At 34.0% G+C, this 24,894-nt stretch carries 26 protein-coding genes; 13 read left to right on the plus strand and 13 right to left on the minus strand.

Annotated features, from left to right (window positions below):
• The first annotated feature begins 7 nt into the window (after positions 1 to 7).
• From P7122_RS04335 to P7122_RS04350, 3 genes are all read left to right on the plus strand, one after another.
• Positions 8 to 235, plus strand: coding sequence for a FeoA family protein (locus P7122_RS04335; protein WP_278004553.1), 228 nt, complete (start codon positions 8 to 10; stop codon positions 233 to 235).
• On the plus strand, positions 228 to 2,342 hold the full coding sequence (feoB, locus tag P7122_RS04340) for a ferrous iron transport protein B (protein WP_278004554.1): 2,115 nt from the start codon (positions 228 to 230) through the stop codon (positions 2,340 to 2,342). The genes P7122_RS04335 and feoB overlap by 8 nt, the downstream gene beginning before the upstream one ends.
• A 197-nt stretch (positions 2,343 to 2,539) precedes the next feature.
• Positions 2,540 to 2,998, plus strand: coding sequence for a hypothetical protein (locus P7122_RS04350; RefSeq protein ID WP_278004556.1), 459 nt, complete (start codon positions 2,540 to 2,542; stop codon positions 2,996 to 2,998).
• A gap of 1 nt (position 2,999) precedes the next feature.
• Here the strand turns inward: P7122_RS04350 and P7122_RS04355 are convergent, their stop codons facing one another.
• Positions 3,000 to 3,824 carry a hypothetical protein gene (locus P7122_RS04355; protein WP_278004557.1) on the minus strand — a complete coding sequence of 275 codons (825 nt, stop codon included), beginning with the start codon at positions 3,822 to 3,824 and terminating at the stop codon, positions 3,000 to 3,002.
• Positions 3,825 to 3,908: 84 nt separating this feature from the next.
• Positions 3,909 to 4,565, minus strand: coding sequence for a metal-dependent transcriptional regulator (locus P7122_RS04360; RefSeq protein WP_278004783.1), 657 nt, complete (start codon positions 4,563 to 4,565; stop codon positions 3,909 to 3,911).
• 99 nt (positions 4,566 to 4,664) lie between these two features.
• Between P7122_RS04360 and P7122_RS04365 the strand changes: the two genes are divergently transcribed.
• The 6 genes from P7122_RS04365 to P7122_RS04390 all read left to right on the plus strand — a co-directional run bounded on the left by P7122_RS04365 (position 4,665) and on the right by P7122_RS04390 (position 11,408).
• A complete protein-coding gene (locus tag P7122_RS04365; protein ID WP_278004558.1) occupies positions 4,665 to 6,920 on the plus strand; it encodes a TonB-dependent receptor in 2,256 nt (751 codons plus the stop codon).
• A gap of 38 nt (positions 6,921 to 6,958) precedes the next feature.
• A complete protein-coding gene (locus P7122_RS04370) occupies positions 6,959 to 7,870 on the plus strand; it encodes a metal ABC transporter solute-binding protein, Zn/Mn family (RefSeq protein WP_278004559.1) in 912 nt (303 codons plus the stop codon).
• Complete coding sequence (locus P7122_RS04375) at positions 7,871 to 8,605, plus strand: metal ABC transporter ATP-binding protein (RefSeq protein ID WP_278004560.1); 735 nt, start codon at positions 7,871 to 7,873, stop codon at positions 8,603 to 8,605.
• A gap of 63 nt (positions 8,606 to 8,668) precedes the next feature.
• On the plus strand, positions 8,669 to 9,058 hold the full coding sequence (locus P7122_RS04380) for a VOC family protein (protein WP_278004561.1): 390 nt from the start codon (positions 8,669 to 8,671) through the stop codon (positions 9,056 to 9,058).
• Between the two features lie 69 nt (positions 9,059 to 9,127).
• The gene (locus P7122_RS04385) at positions 9,128 to 10,255 is read left to right on the plus strand and encodes a metal ABC transporter permease (protein WP_278004784.1); all 1,128 of its coding nucleotides are present in this window, start codon (positions 9,128 to 9,130) and stop codon (positions 10,253 to 10,255) included.
• Entirely contained in the window at positions 10,248 to 11,408 is a 1,161-nt protein-coding gene (locus P7122_RS04390) for a metal ABC transporter permease (protein ID WP_278004562.1), read from the plus strand. Before P7122_RS04385 ends, P7122_RS04390 begins: the two co-directional genes overlap by 8 nt.
• 3 nt (positions 11,409 to 11,411) lie before the next feature.
• On the opposite strand, the gene P7122_RS04395 is transcribed toward P7122_RS04390, so the two are convergent.
• The 5 genes from P7122_RS04395 to P7122_RS04415 form a co-directional block, all read right to left on the minus strand.
• Positions 11,412 to 12,020 carry a hypothetical protein gene (locus tag P7122_RS04395; protein WP_278004563.1) on the minus strand — a complete coding sequence of 203 codons (609 nt, stop codon included), beginning with the start codon at positions 12,018 to 12,020 and terminating at the stop codon, positions 11,412 to 11,414.
• Between the two features lie 11 nt (positions 12,021 to 12,031).
• Entirely contained in the window at positions 12,032 to 14,032 is a 2,001-nt protein-coding gene (locus P7122_RS04400; RefSeq protein WP_278004564.1) for an energy transducer TonB, read from the minus strand.
• Positions 14,033 to 14,044: 12 nt separating this feature from the next.
• On the minus strand, positions 14,045 to 14,587 hold the full coding sequence (locus P7122_RS04405; RefSeq protein ID WP_278004565.1) for an RNA polymerase sigma factor: 543 nt from the start codon (positions 14,585 to 14,587) through the stop codon (positions 14,045 to 14,047).
• A 50-nt stretch (positions 14,588 to 14,637) separates the two neighbouring features.
• Positions 14,638 to 14,817 carry a hypothetical protein gene (locus tag P7122_RS04410; RefSeq protein ID WP_278004566.1) on the minus strand — a complete coding sequence of 60 codons (180 nt, stop codon included), beginning with the start codon at positions 14,815 to 14,817 and terminating at the stop codon, positions 14,638 to 14,640.
• A 249-nt stretch (positions 14,818 to 15,066) separates the two neighbouring features.
• Positions 15,067 to 15,861 carry a TerB family tellurite resistance protein gene (locus tag P7122_RS04415; RefSeq protein WP_278004567.1) on the minus strand — a complete coding sequence of 265 codons (795 nt, stop codon included), beginning with the start codon at positions 15,859 to 15,861 and terminating at the stop codon, positions 15,067 to 15,069.
• A 119-nt stretch (positions 15,862 to 15,980) separates the two neighbouring features.
• Here P7122_RS04415 and P7122_RS04420 point away from each other — a divergent pair, with 119 nt between their 5' ends.
• The 3 genes from P7122_RS04420 to P7122_RS04430 all read left to right on the plus strand — a co-directional run bounded on the left by P7122_RS04420 (position 15,981) and on the right by P7122_RS04430 (position 17,864).
• Positions 15,981 to 16,391: a BrxA/BrxB family bacilliredoxin gene (locus P7122_RS04420; RefSeq protein WP_278004568.1), complete on the plus strand. Its 411-nt coding sequence runs from the start codon at positions 15,981 to 15,983 to the stop codon at positions 16,389 to 16,391.
• Positions 16,392 to 16,473: 82 nt separating this feature from the next.
• Entirely contained in the window at positions 16,474 to 17,208 is a 735-nt protein-coding gene (locus P7122_RS04425; RefSeq protein ID WP_278004569.1) for a lysophospholipid acyltransferase family protein, read from the plus strand.
• Complete coding sequence (locus P7122_RS04430; RefSeq protein WP_278004570.1) at positions 17,208 to 17,864, plus strand: HD domain-containing protein; 657 nt, start codon at positions 17,208 to 17,210, stop codon at positions 17,862 to 17,864. Before P7122_RS04425 ends, P7122_RS04430 begins: the two co-directional genes overlap by 1 nt.
• Positions 17,865 to 17,871: 7 nt before the next feature.
• Here P7122_RS04430 and P7122_RS04435 read toward each other — a convergent pair whose 3' ends face one another.
• The gene (locus tag P7122_RS04435; RefSeq protein WP_278004571.1) at positions 17,872 to 18,744 is read right to left on the minus strand and encodes an AraC family transcriptional regulator; all 873 of its coding nucleotides are present in this window, start codon (positions 18,742 to 18,744) and stop codon (positions 17,872 to 17,874) included.
• Between the two features lie 212 nt (positions 18,745 to 18,956).
• Between P7122_RS04435 and P7122_RS04440 the strand changes: the two genes are divergently transcribed.
• The gene (locus P7122_RS04440) at positions 18,957 to 19,514 is read left to right on the plus strand and encodes a T9SS type A sorting domain-containing protein (protein WP_278004572.1); all 558 of its coding nucleotides are present in this window, start codon (positions 18,957 to 18,959) and stop codon (positions 19,512 to 19,514) included.
• Between the two features lie 67 nt (positions 19,515 to 19,581).
• On the opposite strand, the gene P7122_RS04445 is transcribed toward P7122_RS04440, so the two are convergent.
• From P7122_RS04445 to hemH, 5 genes are all read right to left on the minus strand, one after another.
• Positions 19,582 to 20,655 carry a PA0069 family radical SAM protein gene (locus P7122_RS04445; protein ID WP_278004573.1) on the minus strand — a complete coding sequence of 358 codons (1,074 nt, stop codon included), beginning with the start codon at positions 20,653 to 20,655 and terminating at the stop codon, positions 19,582 to 19,584.
• A 140-nt stretch (positions 20,656 to 20,795) separates the two neighbouring features.
• Positions 20,796 to 21,578: an enoyl-CoA hydratase/isomerase family protein gene (locus P7122_RS04450; protein ID WP_278004574.1), complete on the minus strand. Its 783-nt coding sequence runs from the start codon at positions 21,576 to 21,578 to the stop codon at positions 20,796 to 20,798.
• Positions 21,579 to 21,634: 56 nt separating this feature from the next.
• Positions 21,635 to 23,086 (minus strand): sensor histidine kinase, encoded by a 1,452-nt coding sequence (locus P7122_RS04455; protein WP_278004575.1) that lies wholly within the window; start codon positions 23,084 to 23,086, stop codon positions 21,635 to 21,637.
• Between the two features lie 40 nt (positions 23,087 to 23,126).
• Positions 23,127 to 23,672, minus strand: a complete 546-nt coding sequence (locus P7122_RS04460; protein ID WP_278004576.1) for a CopD family protein — start codon at positions 23,670 to 23,672, stop codon at positions 23,127 to 23,129.
• Positions 23,673 to 23,681: 9 nt separating this feature from the next.
• A complete protein-coding gene (gene hemH, locus P7122_RS04465) occupies positions 23,682 to 24,725 on the minus strand; it encodes a ferrochelatase (RefSeq protein WP_278004577.1) in 1,044 nt (347 codons plus the stop codon).
• Positions 24,726 to 24,894 lie beyond the last annotated feature (169 nt).

Here is a 24,894-nt window from a genome sequence, read left to right on the forward strand (position 1 = left end):
GAACAGCTTGACACTTGCAGACTTAAAACGTGGCGAACAAGGCATCATTAAAGATGTGTCCTCAATTCATATTCCATTAAAACTTCTAGAAATGGGTTGTTTACCTGGTAATGTGGTAGAGCTTGTGCAAGTAGCACCTTTTGCAGATCCTATGTATTTAAATATTAACGGATCTCATCTTGCCATTAGAAAAGAAACAGCAGTTCATATTTTAATAGAAATTGTAAATGAGTAAACAGATTAATGTTGCGTTAATAGGTAACCCAAACACTGGTAAAACCTCCGTATTTAATGCTTTAACAGGCTTAAACCAAAAAGTTGGTAATTATCCTGGCATTACTGTTGAAAAAAAAGAAGGTGTGTGCAAACTGCCTCGTGGTGTAAAAGCACATATTCTAGACCTACCAGGTACCTACAGTCTTAATGCTTCTTCATTAGATGAAAATGTAGTTATAGAACTACTTCTTAATAAAGAACATAAAGATTTTCCGGATGTTGCTGTTATTGTTTGTGATGTTGAAAACCTAAAACGTAATCTTTTACTTTTTACTCAAATAAAAAATCTTGAAATTCCTACCATTCTTGCCATCAACATGTCTGACAGAATGGAGTACAAAGGTATTTCACTAGACATACCGTACTTAGAAGAGCAACTCAACACAAAAATTGCACTCATAAGTACACGAAAAAACAAAGGTATTGACCAGCTAAAAACAATAATATCAGATTACAAAACGCTTTCTACAGAGCCTTGTATGGATGCCTCTGACATTGATGCTGCATATTTTGAAAACTTAAAAGAAGTATTTCCTAATCAGCAACTTTACAAACTTTGGTTAGTCATTACCCAAGATGTCAATTTTGGCAATTTAGACAGACACACCATTGATGGTGTTGAAGATTTTAAAACAAAGTCTAAAACAGATCTAAAACGTCTTCAGCAAAAGGAGACCATAAAGCGTTATCAATTTATCAATAACGTGCTCAAAAAAGGGCAAACCATAGATTTAGCCACAGCAAAAGACCTTAGAATTAAACTGGACAGAATCTTAACGCACAAAGTTTGGGGCTATGTTATTTTTGGACTTATCCTCTTGCTTATTTTTCAGGCCATTTATGATTGGACAGGAGTTCCTATGGACTTTATTGACGCTTCATTTGGCTCGCTAAGCGAATGGGCAAAATCAGTATTACCTGCTGGTGTTTTTACAGATTTACTCACCGAAGGTATTATACCTGGAATTGGAGGTGTTGTTATTTTTATACCGCAAATTGCTTTTCTGTTTTTATTTATATCAGTACTAGAAGAAATAGGCTATATGAGCCGTGTTGTGTTTTTAATGGATCGTATAATGCGACGTTTTGGACTCAGCGGAAAAAGTGTTGTGCCACTTATTTCTGGTACAGCTTGCGCAATTCCGGCAGTAATGGCAACCCGTAATATTGAAAGTTGGAAAGAACGTCTCATCACAATTTTGGTAACACCATTTACAACCTGTGCAGCACGTTTGCCAGTATACCTTATTCTTATCGCATTAGTAATTCCTGATGGAAGAATACTAGGTTTAAGCTACCAAGCGCTAACTTTAATGCTTTTGTATTTAATTGGTTTTGGCACAGCTGTAGGCTCTGCATGGCTACTAAACAAGGTCTTAAAAATAAAGAGCAAATCCTTTTTTGTGGTAGAAATGCCTAATTACAAATTACCGCTTGCAAAAAATATTGGCATCACGGTTTTAGAAAAAACCAAGTCTTTTGTTTTTGAAGCTGGTAAGATCATCCTAGCCATTTCAATTGTATTATGGTTTTTGGCTTCTTATGGTCCTGGAGACCAATTTAATAATGCTGAAGAGATTGTAACAAAAGAATATCCTACACTTTCAGAAGAAGACCTAAACGATAAAATTGCTGAACAAAAACTAGAATATTCTTATATAGGTATTATTGGCAAAACCATAGAACCTGTAATAAAACCTCTTGGCTATGATTGGAAAATAGGCATAGGACTTGTAACATCGTTTGCTGCAAGAGAAGTTTTTGTTGGTACGCTAGCTACCATTTACAGCATAGGAAGCGCTAACGATATTGAAGACGAAGACAAAGCCAGAGATACTATAAAAAGTAAAATGGCAGCAGAAACACACAGTAATGGTACCATGGTGTTTACCTTTGCTTCTGGTATTTCACTGTTGTTGTTTTATGCCTTTGCAATGCAATGTATGAGCACGTTGGCCATTGTAAAACGCGAAACCAACTCGTGGAAATGGCCTATGTATCAACTTGCTGTTATGAGCGCAATTGCTTACATTGCTGCTTTAGTAGCTTTTCAATTTTTGAAGTAAACCTGAAAGTCTAAAAAGAAAAACTCGACTAAACATAAGATGAACGTAATTATTCAAAATATACTTGCCTTTTCTACGCTGATTTTAGCACTTGGTTTTTTAGTCCGAAAATTTATTTGGACACCTAAAAAAGCTTCAAGCAAATCTTGTGGTTCTGATGCTTGTGGGTGTAGCTAAACTTCAAATTATAGTATTGAATGAAAAACCTAATCTTATATTCTTTCATTCTCTTTTTATTTATTGGATGCTCAAAGCCAAAACCTCAATCTTTAAATAAAAAGATTAAAGAATTTCAAGTTTCAGAATGTCAGACTAATTGTGGTTTAGACTCAATTGGCGTAAAAACTGCCAAGGTCGACAACAATTTAAATGTAAGGATAGGTTATATATTAAATTGCTCGTGGAGCAGAGCATTTTTCAAAAACATTTCTGAAGTAAATGACACTCTAATTGTTGAACTTGATTTGCCAAATATAAATGGAGAATATCCTATCACAGAATGCGATTGCTTCTTCTATTTCAACTTTAAAATTGTTAACTACAACAAAACACCAAAAGCTATACGAATAATTGACATTTTCGAAAATGGTAAATTTTTAGATGAATTAAAGATTCCAGAAATTGAAGAAACGCCAATTATTGATACTTTAGAGTAATCTATTTTTCTACAAACCCTTCAGGAATAGCAAAGGTTGAAGCATCCACATCAACAAATTCAACATTACTCAAGTTTGCAAAACCTATTTCTTTACCAAGACCTTTTTCTTTAGTCCATTCGTAGTATTTCCAACTGTGTGGTACAGGAATTCCATCTATGGATTTATAATCTTCGTAACCAATAGCGTGTGGATCTGCTTCTGCAGCTTCCAAAGATTTATTAGCCGTTACTATGTAACCTGCGTAATCAATTAAGTTTGTTTCAGTATTGCTGTAAATGACATACCAATCATCTGGCGCATCACCAATATTGCCCTTAAATGATAAGTGCTGTGCATTGTAAGCCACATCATTCATTTGCAATTGACCTAAATCCTTTAAAACAGCTCCATCATCTCCTATTTTTGAAGGGAATAATAAGAAATACATCCAGGTATAAGCATCAAAACGTGCTGCTTTTTCATTTTTTAAGTCTGGCGAATGAAAGACTTTTGCGCCATCAAAATAAATAGCAGTACCATCTTTTAATTCAATTTTTCCTTTGGTTGAATTGGTTAAAAAAGTCATTCTACCATTCAGCCGCTCGTTTCCACCAAAGTTAATCACCATATCAAGCGCAATAGCATCGTGCGACAATAATTCAGATTTCTTGTGTGCTTTTTCAGTTTGCTCTAACCAAGTAAGCTCTTCTTTTACTTCGGTTTGTTCTTTTGTAATATTTGATTCTTCTTCAACTTGTTTTGACGATTTTGCATCATTACAATTACATAAAAAAACAAAAGTTAAAACACTTAAAAAAGCTGGTCTGAAACGAAAATTCATCATTGTGGTTTTAGAATTAAAGTCAAATTTATTTCACAGAAAGCGAACCCAAACCACAACTTCCAATATTTATGAAAATTTTAAGCTTTATATCTTTTTGAGATACAAGTTTTTGGCCACACTCTGAGACACTACAATTTCAGAATCTTTAAGCTGAATTTTTACAGAGTTATCATAAGGCTCTTTGTGCATCACAGTGATCATAGTACCAAGCGCAATACCATTACTATCTAAATACTGAAGAAATGCTGTTGAAGTATCATCTACACCAACACATTTATAAGCAACACCAATGTTAGCCTTTGCTAATACAATTTTGTCTATATGCTGAAAATTACCATCCTTGTCTGGTATTGGATCTCCATGAGGATCGTGTGTTGGGTGTTCTAAAAACGCATCGAGTTCATCAATGAGTTTATCAGACTTTATATGTTCTAGATGTTCTGCAACTTCATGCACTTCATCCCAAGTAAAATTTAGTTTTTCAACCAAAAACACTTCCCAAAGCCTATGCTTTCTAATAATATTTACAGCAACGCGTTTCCCCTTCTCTGTCAGCGTAACACCTTGATACTTTTTGTAATCTGCATAATTTTTTTCAGACAACTTTTTTATCATATCTGTTGCAGAAGATGCTTTGGTGCTCATAGCCTCTGCAATTGCATTAGTATTTACGTTTTCTGTACCATTGTTACTTAAATGGTATATGGCTTTAATATAATTTTCTTCGGTAAGTGTTATCATCATTTTTTCGCTATACACAAATATAGTAAAGTTATTATTCTTAAATAATTTTTAGACTTATCTAAATTTGTTTTTATATTTGCTAAAAATATAATTTACGTGAGGCGATTAATAGTTTTTTTTCTATTCTCTTTTCTGCAAGTTCTTGCAGCACAGAACACCTACTCTATTTCCGGAAAAGTAACGAGCGAAAATCTGCCGCTACCTTATGCCAATATTATTTTAGATGGTACTACTAAAGGTGCTATTACAGATGAAAATGGAAAATTTATTATCACAAATGTTTCTCAAGGCACATATAACATTGTCGTTTCGTTCACAGGATTTACAACTCAGAAAAAGAAAATAACGATTTCTAATAGTGATGTTGTCATTAATTTTGAACTTAACCAAAGTGACGCACTAGATGAAGTAATTGTTACAGGAACACTAAAAGCAGTATCACGTTTAGAAAGTCCTGTACCTGTTGAAGTTTATTCACCAACATTTTTAAAAAAGAATCCCACACCAAATATTTTTGAAGCATTACAAAATGTTAACGGAGTAAGACCTCAACTAAATTGTAATGTTTGCAATACAGGCGACATTCATATTAATGGTTTAGAAGGACCTTACACGTTGGTAATGATAGACGGAATGCCTATTGTCAGTGGTCTATCAACCGTTTACGGCTTGTCTGGCATTCCTAACTCGTTAATCGAACAAGTTGAAATTGTTAAAGGTCCTGCTTCTTCACTTTACGGTAGCGAAGCTGTTGGTGGACTCATTAACATCATCACCAAACTTCCCGAAAATGCACCACGCTTTTTTGCCGATGGCTTTGTAACAGGTTGGGGAGAAGCCAATCTAGATGTTGGTTTTAAGTCTAAAGTTGGCGAAAAAGCCACAGTTCTTTTTGGTGCCAACTATTTTAACTACAGCAATCCCATAGATAACAACAATGATAATTTTACGGATGTTACCTTGCAAGATCGTATTTCAATTTTTCAAAAATGGGACTTTGAGCGCGCAAACAACCGAAAGTTCTCATTAGCAGGTCGCTATTTTTACGAGGATCGTTGGGGCGGAGAAATGCAATGGAGTCCTAGCTACAGAGGTGGAGACGAAGTTTATGGAGAAAGCATCTACACCTCTCGCTTTGAGTTTTTAGGAAACTACCAACTTCCAATAAAAGAAAAGGTAAACTTTCAATTCTCATACTCAGACCACGACCAAAATTCGGTATATGGTAACACACCTTATTTAGCACAACAACGTATTGGTTTTGGTCAGTTTATTTGGGACAAAAAAGTAAGCAAACACGATTTACTTATTGGTACTGCCCTACGCTACAACTATTATAATGATAATACCACAGCTACCGTAAATGCAGATGAAGTTACCATACCTTCTCTATTTATTCAAGATGAGATAAATTTTACCAAAAAGCAAAGCGTATTACTAGGAATGCGATATGATTATGACAGTAGGCACGGAAATATTTTTACACCTCGAATTGCTTACCGCTTTAAGCCTACAGAAGATGATATTATTAGGCTGAATGCTGGCACAGGCTTTAGAGTTGTCAACTTATTTACAGAAGATCATGCTGCATTAACAGGCTCAAGAGAAGTTGTTATAGAAGAGGCTTTGAAGCCCGAAGAATCCTATAACATTAACCTCAATTATCTAAAAAAACTCTACCTCAACAACGGAATGATGTTTACGTTTGACACATCTGTTTGGTACACCTATTTTACCAATGCTATTTTACCGGATTACGATACCAACCCAAACCAAATAATCTATGATAATCTTGATGGTCATTCCACTTCAAAAGGGATAAGTTTTAATGCTGACGCTGTATTTGGAAATGGTATTAAAGCGTCTCTTGGCGCTACCTACCAAGATGTATCACAAACCGAAAATGGTACAACAACAAGGCAAATCCTTACAGAACGATTTACTGGAGTTTGGTCGTTTTCATATAAACACTATCCAACAAATCTAACCTTAGATTACACAGGAAATATATATGGATCAATGCGATTGCCATTGCTTGGCGAGCTAGATCCAAGACAAGAATATTCGCCAATATGGAGCATTCAAAACATTCAACTGACTTATGATGGTTTTGATAATTTTGAAATTTATGGAGGTGTTAAGAACTTACTCAACTGGACACCAAACAAAGGAAATCCGTTTATAATTGCAAGAGCAGACGATCCATTTGACGAAAATGTACAGTTTGATAATAACGGGAATGCTGTACCTACTGCTGATAATCCGTATGCCTTAACTTTTGACCCTTCGTATGTATATGGCCCTAACCAAGGTATAAGAGCATTTGTTGGGCTAAGATATAAACTAAATTAATAAATGAATTTTAGTACTTTCACATTAAATTTTAAACCATGAAAAAAGCATACTATCTTTTATTACTTATTGCAACCGTTTTTAGCTGTAAAAATGACACCAAAACTAACGGTAAGCTAAATGTTGTTACTACAACAACAATGATTACCGATTTGGTAAAAAATATTGGTGGAGATGCTATAAATGTTCAAGGTTTAATGGGTAGTGGAGTCGATCCACATCTATACAAAGCCAGCGAAGGAGATGTATCTAAACTAACCAATGCAGACGTCATCTTTTTCAATGGTTTACATCTTGAAGGGAAGCTAGTTGATGTATTTGAAAAAATGGAAGGTCTCGGCATAACAACTGTTGCTTTAGCAGAAAAAATACATAAAAATGGCTTAATTGGTTCAGAAAATTTTGCTTCTAATTACGACCCTCATGTTTGGTTTAATATTGAATATTTTAAAGAATTCACAAAACAAGTTACCAATACACTTTCTGAACAAGATCCTAAAAACAAAGCACTTTACGAAGCCAATGAAAAAGCCTATTTATCAAAACTAGATAAACTTGAAGAAGATATTAAAGGCACCGTAAATGCACTGTCAGAAGAAAAAAGAATATTAGTTACTGCCCACGATGCCTTTAATTATTTCGGCAGAGCTTATGGATTTAAAGTTGTTGGTTTACAAGGCTTATCTACTGTTACCGAAGCTGGTGTGCAAGACGTGCAAAAATTAGCTTCATTTATAATAGACCATAAAGTCAAAGCTATTTTTGTAGAAAGCTCTGTTCCTAAACGTACTATTGAAGCTCTTCAAAAAGCTGTAAAATCCAAAGATTATGAAGTCATTATTGGAGGTACACTTTATTCTGACGCTTTAGGAAATGCCGGAACTCCTGAAGGTACTTATCTTGGGATGTACAGATATAATATTAAAACGATTGTAAAAGCTCTACTTTAAATGAAAACATTAGCCGTAAAAGTAGATGACCTCACTGTAGCTTACAACTACAAGCCAGTACTTTGGGATATCGATTTAGAAATTCCGGAAGGTGTGCTTATGGCTATTGTTGGCCCAAATGGTGCAGGAAAATCGACTCTTATAAAATCTATTTTAGGGATTCTTAAGCCTATTGCTGGTAGTGTTAGCATTTACGAAAAACCTTATGAAAAACAACGCAAACTTGTAGCTTACGTGCCTCAAAAAGGTAGTGTAGACTGGGATTTTCCTACTACAGCTTTAGACGTTGTAATGATGGGAACTTATGGCAGTCTAGGCTGGATAAAACGACCAGGACAGAAAGAAAAAAAAGCAGCGCTTGAAGCCTTAGAAAAAGTTGGAATGCTTCCTTTTAAAAACCGACAAATTAGTCAGCTTTCTGGTGGACAACAACAACGTATTTTCTTGGCCAGAGCTTTGGTGCAAAACGCATCTATCTATTTTATGGATGAACCGTTTCAAGGTGTGGATGCTTCAACCGAAATAGCAATTATTAATATTCTAAAAGCCTTACGAAAAGCAGGAAAAACCGTTATTGTAGTACATCACGATTTACAAACTGTACCAGAATATTTTGATTGGGTTACTTTTTTAAACGTGAAAAAAATTGCCACAGGACCAGTTAAAGACATCTTTAATGATGATAACCTCACTAAAACTTATGGTATTAATTATAAAGTGAGTATACAGGAATAGTGATTAGTAGGTAGTGGTTAGTGGTAATTACCGTGAAGGCAGAAATTCTAAATTAATTTAAATATGAAATACGCATATACGATTCTTTATGTTGACAATGTAGAACAGACCATATCGTTTTACAACAAAGCTTTTGGTTTTAAAAAGAAATTTTTGTCACCTGATAGTGATTATGGTGAACTTATTTCTGGACAAACAACCATTGCTTTTGCTTCTAATGATTTAGGTGATTCAAATTTTAAAAATGGATTTAAAAAATTAGAGTCTAACGGCAAACCTTTTGGAATTGAAATGGCTTTTTCAACCGAAAACATCGAAGCTGATTTCGAAAACGCTTTAAAAGCAGGTGCCACTGAATACGAACCAATAAAAGAAAAACCTTGGGGACAAAAAGTAGGTTATCTAAGAGACATCAATGGATTCTTGATAGAAATTTGCACACCTATGGACTAAGAAAATATGAAATCTGCACAAACCTTTCGATAGGCTAAGTGTGACATTTCAGATTGAAAAAAGAGAATTATAGACTTAATAGAATACATAGAACTCGTCTTTACAGACTACACACTAAGAACCATAACACTTGGTACTGCTATCCTTGGCGCAGTAACAGGAATGTTGGGAAGTTTTGCTGTGCTTAGAAAACAAAGTTTGCTTGGCGACGCTATTTCTCATGCGGCTTTGCCTGGTATTGCAATTGCATTTTTAATTACTGGCGCAAAAGACACAAACACCTTATTGCTTGGTGCTTTAGTCAGTGGTCTTATCGGTACATTTTGGATTAGAAGCATCGTTACCAAAACACATTTAAAATCAGACACAGCCTTAGGTCTAATTCTATCCGTCTTTTTTGGCTTTGGAATGTTGCTACTTACGTTTATTCAAAAGCAACCCAATGCCAACCAAGCTGGTTTGGATAAATACCTTTTTGGTCAGGCGGCAACTTTGGTAGAAAGCGATGTTTGGATGATGGCTATCGTCACAGGAATTTGTCTTATTGTAATGCTAACCTTTTGGAAAGAATTTAAAATATTACTTTTTGATGCTGACTACACCAAAACTCTGGGTTTTAACACTAAAACCATAGATATTCTAATTACTAGTTTTATTGTATTGGCTATTGTACTTGGGCTTCAAACCGTTGGCGTGGTTTTAATGAGCGCTATGCTTTTAGCACCTGCTGCTGCTGCAAGACAATGGACCAACAGCTTGTCTAAGATGGTATTACTAGCTGCTATTTTTGGCGCATTTTCGGGTGTGTTTGGCACAGCTGTTAGCGCAAGCCAAAACAATTTATCAACTGGTCCTGTAATTGTTATTGTTGCAGGTATTTTTGTATTGTTTTCTTTTGTTTTTTCGCCTAAAAGAGGGCTCTTATTCAAGCAAATAAGATTTGTGAAAAATCGTCGAGATTTAGAACTTCACAAAACCTTGGCGTTTATGTATCACATTGCCGAAACACACGATAATATTTCGCATCCGCACACCATAAAAATATTGAATAACTTTCAAGGATATACAAAAGGGACACTTCAAAAATTAGTGGATAGAGGTTTTGTAGAACTCGATGGCAATATGTGGCATCTTACGGAAGAAGGTTTTAAAACCGCTTCAAATTTATACAACCAACAAAACGCATCTGATGAATAACGCTCAGTTAGAAATACAATTAATTGCAAGTTTGGTTGCCATTGCCTGTGCCATTCCTGGTACATTTTTAGTACTTAGAAAAATGGCTATGATAAGCGATGCTATTAGTCATTCCATCTTACCTGGAATAGTTATTGGCTTCTTTATTTCGCACGACTTAAATTCGCCTTTACTCATTCTATTTGCTGCTTTAACTGGTATTATTACGGTTGTGATTGTTGAGTATATTCAAAAAACAGGATTGGTAAAAGAAGACACTGCCATTGGTTTGGTGTTTCCTATTCTCTTTAGTATTGGTGTTATATTAATTGCTAAAAACGCCAATGATGTGCATATAGACACTGATGCTGTTTTGCTTGGCGAACTCGCTTTTGCACCCTTTGACAGGTTGATTGTTGGAGGAACCGATATTGGTCCAAAATCACTTTGGATAATTGGCACTATTCTTCTTGTTACTGTCACGCTTCTTATTACCTTTTTTAAAGAACTAAAACTTAGCACTTTTGACAAAGGCCTTGCCGCTTCACTCGGGTTTTCGCCTGCCATTATTCACTATGGCTTAATGTCTGTATCTTCTGTAACTACAGTTGGTGCTTTTGATGCTGTTGGTGCTATTTTGGTTGTTGCCCTAATGATTGCACCTGCTGCTGCGGCTTATCTATTAACTACAGATTTAAAAAAGATGTTGGCCTTGGCTATAGGTTTTGGTGTTTTGAGTGCTGTTTTAGGCTATTGGGTTGCGCATTTGTTAGATGCCTCAATTGCTGGCTCAATAACTACCGTTTTAGGCTTAGTTTTTCTTATGGTATATCTTTTTGCGCCTTCAAAAGGTATTATTGCTGTGATGTATAGAGAAAAGCAACAACGCACAGAGGTTTCTTTGCTTACATTTTTGTTGCATTTAAAAAATCACGATGACCTTTCTGAGCGCCACGTAAAACACCTCAACGAGCATATTAATTGGCAAAAAGTACGTTCTAAAACAGTGTTGGATTTGGCTCAAAAAAACAATATGATTGTTATAAAAGACAATATTGTTTCACTTACCGAAAAAGGCGACGCTTTTACCTCTAAAGCCATTGATTACATCATCACAAACGAAGATGCTCAAATTGAGGATATGAAAGATGATTTCTTTTTGTTTAGAGGTTAAGTGTTATTCAAACTGCATTTCAAAAATAATGTAATGTTCAAGGTTGAATTTATCTCCCCATTCTTCTGGCGGAATACCTTCTTTTGTTAACTCACAATAAAATAAATAGCCAGGATATTTAGGGTCTTTATAAGGCAAAGTATAAACCAATAACGGAAATGATTTTCCTAATTGAAAATTCGTTTCATTTCCATTAGATAAATCTCTTGCAGAATAGCTATTAGTCTCTGTCGTTTTATATTTTCTATTAATGCTTAAAAGCCCTTTAAATTTAACAAACAACTGCAAACTATCATTACTCACTTTTTCAGTTATAATATTGAAGGAAAGTGTATCTGACTCTATTCTTCTTGGATGATTTTTTAGATTAATAATAGTATCTATTTTTGTTAATTTTTTATTCCAGTATTCTTTTGAAACAAGTGTAAAGGTTTTTCCTTTTAGATTTTTGTTTGAAATATTCACTTTATAAAAATCAATATTCTTCATAAGCAAATAATCTTGGAATTCTTCAGATGCTACTCCGTAATCGATCTTTAGTTTTAGTGAGTCTTGATTTTGAGAAAAGCAAACCGTAAAACTCAATAAGCTTAATAAAAACAATGCTTTCATAGTATATTTTTTTAGAAATTAGAATTAAGTTTTATGAGCTCCTTTTTCAGTTCGCTTAAAGACACCTCCTTAAAACCAATATCCTGTTCTTCTGAAGTCGCTTTAATTCTTAACTCTTTAAGACCTAAAAATATTTTATCACCCTTTTTCTTTATAGCTAGTAGAATAACCTCTTCGTTAACAGGCACTAAACCAAAATCGTAAAATCCGTTTGATGTTCTACTTGGCAGAATTGAGCTTATCGACTTAAAAATCAGCTTAACATTGGCATCTTCAGCATTACTAATGTTAATGTTATATTTAATCTTATTTTTTTTGCTGTTTATAAAACGGTCGCAATTAATCCAACCTAGTTGTGTTGTTGAAAGTGTATAACGCTCAAGGTCTGATTTGCTAACTTCTGAAATAGGCTTTTCTTCAATCTCTTTCTGAACTTCTTTTTTGTTTCCAATGATTAATGCAGAATCTTGTTGAACAATCATTCTAGATGTTCTAGTGACAGGTGTTGAGTTTTCACTACCCAATATTCTATAAACTATTGGAAAACGGTATTTAACAGTAACATACCTGCTATTTTTTTTACCAGGAACTACTTTTGGAAACAACTCTAAAACTCTTATTACTTCTGCAGCAAGCGCATCATACTTAGATCTAGCTTCTATTTTACCGATGTTTCCTCTTCTATCAATTTCAAAAGAAACGTATATATTTTCTTTGGTTGTTAGGTTTAGCCTCTCTCCTATTTCATAATTAAATTTTCTAGCTACAAACTTTGTTATTTCTTCATTAAAACATTGCTTTAATTGTTCATTATCTCCTGGCTCGCAATTAGGATGTCTAGGCATTACATCTAAAAGCTCAAAGTTTGAATAGCTGTCAGTATTCTCATAGTATTCACTAGACAAACTAACTTCTTGTGATGTACTTTTAAATTGACCTGTGATAATCTCTGTAGATTCTGGCAAAATCCAATTCATCACTCCATTAGCTTTATCTCCATTAAAAAGCTGCATATCCTTCCTCCCCTTATTGTTAAACACAATCTCTAATTCTTTGCCTGGTTTTAATTTTAAATTAGAATTGTCCTTTTTGTCTTCTATATACAACATGCCTCCTGTTTCTAGAATTTGATCATCAGATTTTGTGCTTAAATCCGCCAATAACATATCTGAAAGTTTATAATACTCCGTAACTTCTAAACTAACTTTTCCTGTCACCTCTTTTTGAGTTTTAGAATTGATAAAGGCATTGGCAGGTATTGAAATTTCGGTGCCTTCTTTTAAGGTGACCTGATAATCTTCACTAGCATTAAAAGATATTACTTGTGCCTCCTTTTTAGTTGAATTGAAAAAAGATTCCGTGTTTTTGGAAACTAGTTTGACTACTTGATCAGCCTTACTTTCTTTCTGGACTTTTTGCTGTGCTTTTTCTATCTCTTTTAAAAGATTTGGATTGATAAAAATGGTATCGTTTTCCTTTTTAAAATCATCATTTTCTGGAAATGCTAATTTGAATTCTTCAATTGTATAAGGGCCAAACATTTCTTTAATTATTGTGTCTTTCATCGTTTCCACACCTCCATACCTACTAGTTAATTCTTCATCTAGAATGTATTCTAAGTGATATTTAACTGCAATATATTTTGGGATAGAATCTACTAAAGTTTCATTTACAACTGAGTCCTTTACAACCTCAAAAGAAGTGTTGTTATCGCTTTGCTTTTCTTCGCTTTGGGCACTAAAAAACAAACTGTATGCTACTATTAAAATTACAACCAATAGAGCAAATCCTCCAATATATTTTAGCCATTTGCTTAAGAGGTAGTTATTCTTCGAGGTTTTTATTTCTTCAAGTAATTCAACGCGCTCAATCCCTTTTATAATTGTCTGGTGTTCTTCAAAAACCTCATAGAATGTTGCGTCTGTTTTAAGTCTGCTTTCAAAAGCCAATCTTTCGGTTTCAGAAAGGCTATTATTTAAATATGCGTTGATTAAATCAATATCTTTTTCCATAGTATTTCCGAATTAAGATTGAACAGTTTTTGTTTGAGTTCTGTAGATGTCTTTTGCCTTTTGTAGGCATTTGTACTTTTGGTTTTTTGCGACTTTTTCGCTTTTAAATCGCATTTGCTCTGCAATAACCTTAAAGGTCATTTTCTTTACATAAAACCATTGTAGTAACTGTTGACATCTTTCTCCTAATTCGCGAAACGCTTTTTCTGCCGACTTGTATTTTTGTTCCTCTAAAACAGCATCAAATATTGAAACTTCTTCACTCTGTAAATTATGTAGTTCTTGTTTGGTGAATTTTCTTTGCGTGTCTTTCCAAACAAATCGAGATACTGAGTAGAGATAGGTGTAAAATGAAGATGTGAGTTTAAAATCTGATTTTTCCAGATTTCTGTTTAGAATGATTAACGCTTCCTGAAAAACATCATTAGCATCTGATTTTGTTCCATTGTTGGACAGAATGAGTTTTTCGATACGTGGATAGAGTTTGTACAACTCCTTAAACGCTTTTTCGCGTTTTCCATTTTTAAACAATGCCATTATTTTGTCGTCGCTCATAAGAGTGGTTTATTTATTAATGGCGTTTTGTTTAAAAGGTCACCTGAAAATTATTTTTTATTCGATAAAGAGTCGTTATCCACCATCTCAATATCTGGCTTTTTATAAGTACTTGGATGCTCTAATATTCCTAAGTTAGAATCTGGATTTTCTTTAGTATTAATAGTCAGCTTTATAATTACATAAGCTAACACAAAAACAAATATTATACTACCGACAAACCAATACATTGCTTAATTTTTGGGTTATTCGTCATCTCTGTTACTTTTTATTTTATTGTAAGTTCTTTCAATAAATAGAAAAGCAATTAAAACAATAACAGTGACAAAAGTTAATACTACGAGCTTACTCGAATTTATTAAACCTTCATTTTTTAAATCTTCATAAATAGATAAGCCACAAAAGAGTACATATGAAATAAGACCTATTTGAACAGATACATATTTTTTAATGAAACCCACAACTCGCACTTAATTAGACTACTTAAATCCTCTCTCTTTCTGAATGTGCTCGTAAGCCTCTTGCACTTGTCTAAATTTTTCTTCGGCACCTTCCTGGTGTTCTTTCCCTAAGTGACCTACACGATCTGGATGGTATTTTTTAGCCATTTTTCGGTATGCTCTTTTAACCTCTTCATCAGAAACCGACTTGTCAACTTCTAAAATTTTGTAAGCATTATTTGTCATGTCATAGAACATAGCTTTGATACTTTCAAAATCTTTTCTGCTAATGCCTAAATAACCAGACATGGTATAGATTTGTTTTACCTCTACCTCTGCTACATGACCATCTGCCTTTGCGATACCAAATAAAAAATGAAGCAATTGTAAACGCGAAGCATGATCCATCATTTGTTTAATCTGCATACATACTTGACGCATAGATATGTTTTGTTTAGAAACACGCTTAAACAACTCAAAAGCATGATTAGCTCTATCAGTACCATACATGTTTTTAAATTGCTGACGCACAAAATCTAGTTCTCTTTGATCTTGTTTTCCATCTGCTTTTATAATGATTGATGCTAAAATCAATAAACTAACCTCAAAATCTCCAGATTGTGTTTGTGGTTTTTGATCTCTGCGTGTTTGTTTTGGTCGCTGACGATATGGATCGCGATTTCGGTTTCTACTTGTTTGTCGTTCTCCTATTAGAGGTGTTCCGTTGTCAGATAAATTATCTACAAAACTACCTAAAGCCAGTCCTATGATAGCACCTATTGGCCCACCAAAAGACCAACCTATTGCTCCTCCAATCCACTTTGCAAAACTCATATATTAACTATAGATTTTATGAATGCATAAATATACTATTAGTTAGTGTATTACTTCTATTAATTGTTACACATTTGGTATCTTTGCACTTTAAAATTGATAATTAAAAAGAATAAGATATGTATCCAGCAGAATTAGTAAAACCAATGCGTGAAGATTTAACAAACGTAGGTTTTGAAGAATTACATACAACAGAAGCTGTAGACCAAGCCATAGCAAAAGAAGGAACAACATTAGTGGTTGTTAATTCGGTTTGTGGATGTGCTGCTGCTAACGCAAGACCAGGCGCTCGTATGAGCTTAGAAAATGCAAAACGTCCTGATAATTTAGTGACTGTTTTTGCTGGTGTTGATAAAGAAGCAACTAACAAAGCTAGAGAGTACATGATACCTTTTCCTCCAAGCTCACCAAGCATGGCTTTATTTAAAGATGGCGAATTGGTACACATGCTAGAGCGTCACCATATTGAAGGTAGACCTGCGCAATTAATTGCAGAAAACCTTATGGATGCTTACAATGAGCATTGCTAAAAACAAAAACACTTAATAACAAAAACCACGAATACTTTCGTGGTTTTTTTGTGCTTAATAGGCATTGATTTACTTTTGTATCATGCAAAAAATTTTGGCTTACCCTCTTACTGTTTTATATTTTATTTGCTTTGGGCTAACCTTGGTAATATTTCATCCTATACAATGGTTTTGTAATACGGTATTTGGATACCAGGCGCATAAAACCAGTGTAGATTGGTTTCAGTTTTTTATAATGAGAAGCTTAAATGTGCTTGGCACTACATTTTCTTTTACCAATCCTTATTCCATAGAAAAAGACACTCCACTAATTATAGTTACCAACCATCAAAGCATGTATGATATACCTCCTTTAATCTGGTATTTTAGAAAGCATCATGTAAAATTTGTTAGCAAAAAAGAATTAGGCAAAGGCATACCTAGTGTATCTTATAATTTGCGTCATGGAGGTTCTGTACTAATAGATAGAAAGGATGCCTTAGGCTCTATAAAAGCCATTGAAAATTTTGCAAAACGAATTGAAAAAAACAAATGGGCTGCTGTTATTTTTCCTGAAGGCACAAGAAGTAGAGACGGAAAACCAAAACAGTTTAAAACTAAAGGATTACTAACTATGATAAAGCATGCGCCAAATGCTTTAGTTGTTCCTGTAACCATTAACAATTCCTGGAAAACACTTAAATATGGTAAATTCCCTATGGGTTTAGGAGCTCGTATTTCTTTTTTAGTTCATAAGCCTATTAAAGCCAATTTGTACGAAGACAAGCTTGAATTAATTAACATTGTTGAAGCGCAAATTAAATGCAGTATTGAATAATGAATCACGACAACTTAATAGCATCTACTAAGACCTTTGTACAAACCGAACTTAAAAATGCCGAAGGCGGACACGATTGGTTTCACATCTTAAGAGTGTATAACAATGCTAAGTTAATTTCAAAAAATGAAAATGTTGACAATCTGGTAGTAGAGCTGGCAGCATTACTTCATGATATAGCTGACCCTAAATTTAATAATGGAGATGAATCCATTGGTCCAAGAAAAGCAAGCGAATTTCTATTAAGTGAAAACGTAGATAGTGTTGTTATTGAGCATGTAACCCAAATTATAGAAAACATGTCTTTTAAAAATTCGTTTGATTTAGACACTTCATTTACCTCTAAAGAAATGGAAGTCGTACAAGATGCAGATAGGTTAGACGCCATTGGAGCTATAGGTATTGCACGCTGTTTTAATTATGGAGGCTTTAAGAACAGAGCTTTATACAATCCTGATATTGCTCCAAATCTTAATATGACTAAGGCTGAATACAAAGCATCGGAAGCACCAACAATAAATCACTTTTACGAAAAATTACTACTTCTTAAAGACCAGATGAATACTAAAACCGGAAAACGTATTGCCTTAAATAGACATAAGTTTATGGAAGACTACCTAAAACAGTTTTATGCTGAGTGGGAAGGAGATAAATAAAAAACACTTACTGAACCATTAACTTCACTTCGCTTCTATACTTTGAAGCGCTTTTACCAGTAAACTCTTTAAAAAGTTTATTAAAATGAGAGAAGTTGTTGAAACCACATTCAAAACTAATATCTGTAATACTCATTTGGCTCTCTGTAAGTAATTTAGTAGCATGTACCACTCTATATTCATTTACAAGTTTTGTAAATGTTTTTCCTGTTACTTTTTTAAAATATCTACAAAATGCAGGAACCGTCATACTTACCTTATCTGCAATTTCATCTAGACTTATGTGCTCTTTAAAATTCTCATTTACATGCTTAAAAATGGTATCTATCTTGGCACTATCTTGTGGTTCTGCTTCAAACGTATAACCATCTGCATTTAGTATTGTATAATCTTCAGCCTTAGCAAGGCTATGTAATATTTCTAACAAGACCAGTATCTTTTTAAAACCCTCTTTTTCAGATAGCTTTTCAATTTTCTTTCCGAGCTTTTGTTTTGTTGGTATGCCAAAAAGTATTCCGCTTTTAGCTCGCTCAAATAGATTATTAATTTTTTCCATTTCTGGAATATTAAAAAACTGCTCGCCCAAAAACTCTGGCTTAAACTGTACTATAGTCTCTGTACCATTAATAGTAAGTCGATCTGTAAATCCGTTATGTGGAAGATTAGAACCTAAAAGTAAAAGTTGACTGTTATTAAAGTAAGACAAATGGTTTCCTATGTGTCGCTTTCCTTTTCCTTTATTAACATACACCAATTCTATCTCTGGATGAAAGTGCCAAAATGGTTTTTTTTCGCCTATATAAGCACCATGTTTTACAACACGCATAGAGCTTCCAAATTCTGGACTTATTTTTTCTAGTATAGGTTTTCTTGTATTCACAACTAAAAAATTTAATGCAAAGTTAGGTCATTACAAAAATCAAATATATGCATAATTATCATTATTATACACTATTTTAACCTTACATCTGCGCCGAAGCTCTTTTAGGGTTAATTATGCATATAAATATGCCAAAATCGTTGTTTTCAACTATGCACCACCACTATACCTTTGTAGTGTTAATTCAGTTTAACCTTAAAAAAAGGAAAAAGATGAAAACACTAATTAAAAGTATTATGGTAGTAGCAGTGATGTTGGGAACATACACAAGCTACGCAAGCGAGACGTTAAAAGATTTATCTACATTTAAATTTGTAAGTGAAGGACATAATCTTTCTGTGACAGATGATTCAGGAAAAGTAATTTTTAGTGGACGCATTAAGCACAATGGAAATTTAGTAAGGCTTTTTGATTTTAGCCAACTCAACAACGGAACATACACTGTAGAAATTAGCAAAGATTTTGAAATTGAAGTTGTTGAACTACAGGTAGAAAACAAAGAGGTTAAAATATTAGACAATACACAGACTAAAATTTATAAGCCTGTTATAAGATCTGAAGAAGGTTTACTTATCGTTTCAAAAATTGGTTTAGACACTAATGAAATGAAAGTTGAACTTTACTTTGAAGACGAATTAATTCATACTGAAAATGTTGAAGGAAAGGATGTCTTAAACAGAGTTTATAAATTAGATAAATCTGTTACTGGTGACTACACAGCAGTTATTAGATCTAATGGCAGAGTGTACACTAAGAATTTCAGCATATAAATTTTGATTGTTTATATATTAGTTATTTTTTTACTTCGGAAGTGGGCTTTATGCCCACTTTTGTTTTTCAGAATAGTTTCATTTGACCATCCTTATACTGCTCGTGCAAACTCGTGTTGAGCTTAGGCATAGTCTTTCCTCTAAAGTATTTTAACCTTGCCAAAGCCATAAGATCATTAATTTGTTTTGCGATTTGCCCTTCGCCTCGCATTCGTACTCCATACCTACTCTCGTTTAATGTTCCGCCATGGCAATTTTCAATTTGATGCAAAACCTTATCTGCTCTATCTGGCAAAGTTTTTTTTATCCAATCTGAAAAAATTTCACCTATAGCGCCATTTAGCCTCACAACAGTATGGGCAATACCTAAAGCACCAGCCTCAGACACTGCCTTTGCCATTGGTAAAATTTCGTGACTATTGATAGAAGGTATTATTGGAGCTAACATTACATTTACCGGAATGCCGTTATCGCTAAGCTCTTTTACGGTTTGAAGTCTCCGTTTTATAGTCGCAGTTCTTGGCTCTAAAATGCGTCTTGTATCTTCTGACAAGGATGTTATGGATATGTTTACTGAAATTAGATTGTCCTCTGCTAAGGCTTTTAAAATTTCAATATCTCTTAAGATTAACGCGTTTTTTGTAATTATTGCCACAGGATGCTTGTACTTTAAAAACAGCTCTAAACACTTCCTGGTCAATTGAAATTTCTGTTCTGCTGGCTGATAACAATCCGTATTACCAGACATGACTATGGTATGTGCTTTCCAGCTTTTCTTTTTTAGGAGATCTTCCAAGAGTTTTGGTGCGTCTTTTTTTACTAAAATTTTACGTTCAAAATCTAAACCAGCACTAAAACCCCAAAACTCATGACTGTTTCTTGCATAGCAATAAATACAACCATGTTCGCACCCTTGATACATATCCATTGAATATGCCATACCAACATCTGGACTCTTTACTTTATTTACAATAGTCTTGGGAAATACATTAAGATATTGTGTTTTATTTTTATCTACAACCTCACCTTCTTTATGGCAATATTCTAAAAAATCATCGCGCATTTCGTGAGACAACTCAAAAAAACGGTTATGAATATTGCGTTGGGCACCTCGTCCCTTAATGATAGATTTAGAGCTCATAATAGATAATTAAAAACGTAAAACTTGAAAAAGTAGAACATTAAAATTACCTATTTATAACTCTTTTGGTTGTTGAAAAGTGATTTGATTATTCACAAATTTTGTAGGAAGAATATTGTTAGATTGAGAATAAATGGTATTTATTTCCCTGGAAAATCCGCTTTACGCTTTTCTAAAAATGCTGTAGTTCCTTCTGTAAAATCCTCTGTACCAAAGCAGTCACCAAAGGCTTTAATTTCTACTTCATAACCGTTAACACCATCTTTATAATTAGCATTTACAGCTTTAATGGCTTCTGAAATAGCGACTGAAGAATTGCGCATTATTTTACCTGCAATACTTTCGCAAAACTCTAATAGTCCTTCTTGCTCCACAACATGATTTACTAAGCCATAACTCAATGCTTGGTTAGCATCTATCATACCTGCTGTCATAATCATTTCCATAGCTCTACCCTTACCTACTATTTGAGATAAACGCTGTGTACCACCATAACCTGGAATTACACCCAAAGAGGTTTCTGGTAAACCCATTCTTGCATTGGTACTTGTTACTCTAAAGTGACAAGCCATTGCTAATTCTAAGCCACCTCCCAAAGCAAAACCATTTACCGCAGCAATAACTGGTGTGCTTAAATTTTCTACAAAATCGAATAATAGCTTTTGACCTTGAGCAGCCAGCTTACCACCTTCTTCTACATTAAAATGTGCAAATTCACTAATATCTGCTCCTGCCACAAAAGCTTTCTCTCCGCTTCCGGTAACGATAATTACCTTAGTGTTTTTGTCTTTATCAGCTTCATCAAAAGCTTCATGAAGTTCTTGTATTGTTTCCTTGTTTAAAGCATTTAGCTTTTTAGGTCTGTTTATGGTAATGGTTGTTATTCCGTTTTGATAGTCTGAAAGTATATTGTTATAAGACATAATAATGTGTTGATTTAATATATAAAACCCTGAATACGATACAGGATAAAAAGTCTTTATTTAGGAAAAGCTACAGTAAACGTTGTGCCTTTTCCTTCTTGAGAGGTAAAGGTAATACTTCCTTTGAAGGTTTCCACAATATTTTTTACCATTGCCAGTCCTAAGCCCATACCACTTGATTTTGTGGTAAACTTTGGCTCAAATATTTTTGATTTTGTATCTTCTGCAATACCATTACCATTATCTTCTACAGTGATTTTCACGTCATCACCTACAGAAAATACTGCAACTTTTATACGTGGATTTTCCTTTTCTTCAGGTATAGCTTGTATTGAATTTTTCACCAAATTGGTTACAACTCTAATGAGCTGAGTACGATCGAACTTGGCAATTATTTCTTCCTTTTCAGCTTCAAAAGAAATATATTCTTCATTAAAAATATCTAAGGCCAGTTTTACAATGTGTACTACATTAAGGTTTTCAGATTTTTGAGCTGGCATTTTAGCAAAGTTAGAAAAAGCAGAAGCTATAGAACTCATGGTGTCTATCTGCTGAATTAACGTGTTGCTGTATTCATCTACTTTTTGGTGTATATTTTCATCACTTGGATCAAACTTACGCTGAAAACTCTGCACACTCAATCGCATTGGAGTTAATGGATTTTTAATCTCGTGTGCGACTTGTTTTGCCATTTCTCTCCAAGCTTGCTCACGCTCACTAGTTGCTAGTTTTACTGCACTTGCCTCGAGCTCATCAATCATACTGTTATAAGAATTTACGAGTGTTTCTATTTCTTCACTTGTAGATTCTACCTGTATTTTTTTGTTGCGCTTTTCTAACCTGGTTTCGTTCATTTTATCACTAATCGTTTTTAGCGACTTGGTAATATATGTTGATATAAAATATGCAAACACTATGGCTACAAAAATCATAGCCAAATAGGCATAACCCAAACGCATTAAAAACTCATTAAGTTCTCTGTTTAAAAAATCATCATTTTCTAAATAAGGCAGGTTGAGTATAGCTAAATTTTTAAACTTACCATCTGTAATGTAAGAGTACGAGGATTGAAATATTTGGCCGTTTTTTTCTTTTTTAAGGACATAACGATGTTCTGCTGTGTTAGATAAAGCATTGAGAACATCTGCATCTAAACATTGCTCTGTGGTATCTCTTTGTATGGTGCGCTTAGAACTTTTGAGTAATTGACCATCTAAATCGTATAAATTTACCTGCAAGCTGTGTATGGCATCAATATCAAAGATAGCATCCTTAAAAATTAAAGGTATATTTTCTGTTGTTACAGGATAAGTGGTTTCTTGTACAATGAACTCTATACTCTTTCTAATGGCTTTTTCTTTGCGCTCTAATCGCTCTCTGTGGTAATCTCTAGCCTCTTCGTTGTACTGATATATGGTAACTGCCGCAATTAATATAGATGCCAATAATACCAGAAGTATCATGGCAATAAATATTCTAGATCGTAATGACAGTTTTTTTATTTTCATCAGCTTATTAATGGACTAAATATAGCAATAATCAAGCCAACTAGGCATCAGGATTTTTTTCGCGTATGCGTTTGTAAAGTTTAAATCCTAACATTAACAAAATTCCGAGTATAACAATTCCGATAACACCAAAGATCCAATTAATACTGCTTTTTAAGATTACTAAAAAGACTACAGCAAAAAGTATAAAAGTTGCACCTTCGTTCCAAATCCGCATAAAATTTGATGTTACATTTACCTCATCATTTTGCAACTGCTTAAAATACACGTGGGTTTTATAATGGTACAAAAACAATAGAACTACGAAGGTTAGCTTTACATGCATCCAGCTTTGCTGAAGCCAGCTTGGCATTAAAATTATTAGCCACACAGCAAACAGTGTTGCTAAGATGGCAGAAGGCCATGTAATAATATACCATAAACGCTTTGCCATAAGCTTTAGTTGCTTTCCTAAAATCTCTTTCTCTGGCGATGGCTTATGAAATGCTTCTATTTGATATACAAACAATCTCGGAATGTAAAACAAACCTGCAAACCAAGTAATAACAAAAATGAGATGTAACGATTTTATGTAATTGTATTCCATTTTTAGTGTTTAATGGCTGGCTATAGTATTTTTTATAGTTGCCCATTCTTCAATCATGTTTGTAAGCACCTGAGCAAAGTCATCTCTGTCGTTTAAACATGGAATTACCGTAAATTCTTTTCCACCTACTTCATGGAAGATTTCTTCTCCTTCCATCGCTATTTCTTCCAGAGTTTCTAAACAATCACTAACAAAAGCTGGAGTTACAATCGCCATTTTCTTAACACCTTCTTTTCCCATACGTTCTATGGTTCTGTCTGTGTAAGGCTTTAACCATGGATCAAAACCAAGTCTGGACTGAAATGTTGTAGAATAGGTTCCGTTTTTAAGTTTCAGTTTTTTAGCAATATTTACAGTAGTGATTTCGCATTGATGACGGTAGCAAAACTCATGTTGCTTGCTACCCATTTTAAAACAACATTTACCATTCATTTTGCAATTGCCATTGGTAATGTCGCTTTTTCTAATATGGCGTTCTGGCACACCATGATAACTAAATAAAATGTGCTCGTAATCTAAGCCATCTAGCTTTTCGGCAATGCTTTGTGCTAAGGCTTCTTTGTAATCTTCTCTGTGATAAAAAGCAGGAGTAGTAGTAATTTTTAGTTGCGGAAAGTGCTCAGCAACCAACTCATCTACCTTTACATCAATCGTTTCGGTAGTTGCCATTGCAAACTGAGGATAAAGTGGTATTGTTTTAACCTCTGTACAACCCTTGTCTACCAACTCTTGCAATCCTTTTTTTATGCTCATGCTTCCATAACGCATAGCTAAGGCTACAGGATAATCTACTTTTTTCTGAACTTTTTCTTGTAATCTTTCTGATAGTACAATTAGTGGAGAGCCTTCTTCCCACCAAATTTTCTGGTATGCTTTGGCAGACGCTTTTGGTCTTGTATTTAATATAATACCTCTTACCAAAAGAGTTCTTGCCCATAATGGAAGATCTATAACTCGCTCATCCATTAAAAATTCATCCAAATACTTTTTTACATCCTTTGGGCTTGGACTATCTGGAGAACCTAAATTGACTAATAAAATTCCTTTTGACATATTTTCTTTTTCCTAAAACAAAAATACAACCCTTTTTCAATACTGTACAATTGCACATATTGGTTTTATTAATAATGCTATGTTAAATACTGTTTCTAACTATTTTGAGTTATAAGGTACAGAAAGAAATATCTATAATATTAGTTTTTAAACGAGTTTTAATAATTAA

Origin of the sequence: Winogradskyella marincola (assembly GCF_029624125.1) — a bacterium.
GTDB classification, from domain to species: domain Bacteria; phylum Bacteroidota; class Bacteroidia; order Flavobacteriales; family Flavobacteriaceae; genus Winogradskyella; species Winogradskyella marincola.